Source organism: Streptomyces sp. NPDC005070, assembly GCF_053600395.1.
This window is the reverse complement of sequence record NZ_JBSFZS010000384.1, coordinates 1-2,262: the sequence shown is the minus strand read 5'-3', so window position 1 is coordinate 2,262 and position 2,262 is coordinate 1. Positions and strand designations below refer to the sequence as shown.

Genomic DNA, 2,262 nt, shown 5'->3' with positions numbered 1-2,262 from the left:
CCATGGCCTACGGCGCCTCGAACGACGACGAGGGCGCCGCGGCCATCCATCGCGCCCACGAACTCGGTATCGACTTCTTCGACACCGCCGAGCTGTACGGCGCCGGTACTGGCAGCAACGAGATCCTGCTGGGCAAGGCGGTCCGCGACTTCCGCGACGAAGTGGTTCTCGCCACCAAGTTCGGCTTCGACATGACCGCCCAGCCGCTCGGCTCCGGCTTCGACAGCCGTCCCGAGAACATCCGCAAGGTCGCCGAGAGCAGCCTTCGCCACCTGCAGAGCGACCACATCGACCTCTTCTACCAGCACATCTCCGACCCCGGCATTCCGGTCGAGGAGGTCGCGGGCACGGTCGGCGAACTGATCGCCGAGGGCAAGGTGAAGTACTTCGGTCTGAGCAACGTCGGCCCCCAGTACATCCGCCGCGCCCACGCCGTCACCCCGGTCTCCGTGCTCCAGTACGAGTACTCGATCTTCGAGCGGGAGGTCGAGGAGAAGATCGTTCCCGTCCTGCGGGAACTCGGCATCGGCCTGGTGCCCTACTCCCCGCTCGGCCGTGGCTTCCTGACCGGCGCGGTCAAGCCCGCGAGCGAGTACCCCGCGGACGACATGCGCCGCCACGACGAGCGCTGGCAGGGCGAGAACTACACCTACAACTTGCGCGCCACCGAGCAGCTCAAGGACGTGGCCGACGCCAGGGGCATCACTACCGCCCAGCTCGCGCTGGCCTGGCTCCTCGCCCAGGGCGAGGACATCGCACCCATTCCCGGCACCCGGAGCGCCAAGCGCCTCGAGGAGAACGCCGGCGCCACCGACGTCCGCCTCACCGTCGCCGACCTGGCCCGCATCGCCGAGATCCTCCCCCACGGCTCGGCAGGCAGCCGCTACCCGGCCGCGGCTCTGTCCAGCTACACCACCGACTGACCGCGTCGGCACCCGCGCATGCGAGGCCGGGCGCGCCAACCATAGGCGGCACGCGGTCCGGCAGTGATGGCAACAGATATCTGACAACTACTGACCGTAACCACTGCTCATGATCACGTGGAAACGCTCACGGACTCGCGGAACTTGCAACCGACATCACGCATTCAAGTTCAGTAGCTGTGCTGTGACCGGGAAGGTTCACCAGGTTGGGCCGCACTGATTACTTCCTCCGGCTCAGATGGGATCCGGAGGCGCAGCCCATGATGGCGATTCTTGGAAAAACGACCAACGTTGCCCCTCGCCTCACTTGATCTGGTTATCAACGGCTCGGGATGATTGGCATGCGTGATGCTGACGGCGATCCGGTGTTGCCTGGTCGATCAGGTACGAGGGTGCGTCCCGGCCCCGCTCACGGCTGTTCGGTGCTGGATTGGGGCAGCCCTACGCCTCCGCGGGGGTGGTCGGTCGTGTCGCATATCGGTGGCGCATGGCGTCGCTGGCTGCAGGACCTGCGGTGAAGACGTAGGTGTCGCTGTCGTCGAGCCGGCGGCCCGTCTTGGCGTCAACGACGACGGGCTCGACTTCCTCGCCGCTGTGCGCGTCGATGAGGATCATGCTGCGTTCGGCCGGTGTGAGGCGGGAGTTACCCCACGCGGCCAGGGCGACGACCACCGGTCGCAGGGAGCGCCCGAGTTCGGTGAGGACGTACTCGTGGCGTACCGGGTTGGTCTGGTAGGGCCGGCGCTCCAGTAGTCCGTCGGCGACGAGGGTTTTCAGCCGGGTGGTGAGCATGCTGGAGGAGATGCCCAGACTCTCCTGGAACTGGTCGAAGCGCGTGTAGCCGTCGAAAGCGTCGTGGAGGATCAACAGCGTCCACCACTCGCCTACGTGTTCCACCGTCGTGGACAGTGGGCACTCCCGGTCCTCCAGCCTGATCCGGCTTGCCATGGCGGCCATCCCCTCGGTTACTGCTAAAGTCGAAGTTAGTAGCTTCTATTTTAGCAGTAATGACGGGAGCGGTGCCTTCTGCGCCCGCACCCGGGAACGGAGCACACCGTGACCACATTCATCAGCGAATCCCTCGAAGGCCGACGCGCTCTGGTCACCGGCGGCACCAAGGGCACCGGAGCCGCCATCGCCCGACGTCTTGCCCAGGCTGGCGCGACCGTGCTGGTCACGGCCCGCAGCCGCCCCGACGACGTCGAGGAGAAGGCGTTCATCACCGCCGACCTGTCCACCGCCCAGGGCGCAGCCCACGTAGCCGCCGAGGCGGACGCCCGCGTGGGAGGCGTGGACATCCTGGTCAACACCCTCGGCGGGTCCGAGTCGCCGGCTGGAG

The 2,262-nt window shown here is 66.8% G+C and carries 3 protein-coding genes; 2 read left to right on the top strand and 1 reads right to left on the bottom strand.

Going from position 1 to position 2,262, the window contains the following annotated elements:
• The coding region (locus ACWEBX_RS39340) for an aldo/keto reductase (protein ID WP_451889502.1) at positions 1–923 on the top strand (923 nt) is incomplete at its 5' end.
• A gap of 441 nt (positions 924–1,364) precedes the next feature.
• On the opposite strand, the gene ACWEBX_RS39335 is transcribed toward ACWEBX_RS39340, so the two are convergent.
• Complete coding sequence (locus tag ACWEBX_RS39335; protein WP_238577255.1) at positions 1,365–1,871, bottom strand: winged helix-turn-helix transcriptional regulator; 507 nt, start codon at positions 1,869–1,871, stop codon at positions 1,365–1,367.
• Between the two features lie 108 nt (positions 1,872–1,979).
• Here ACWEBX_RS39335 and ACWEBX_RS39330 point away from each other — a divergent pair.
• The coding region (locus tag ACWEBX_RS39330) for an SDR family NAD(P)-dependent oxidoreductase (protein WP_451889501.1) at positions 1,980–2,262 on the top strand (283 nt) is incomplete at its 3' end.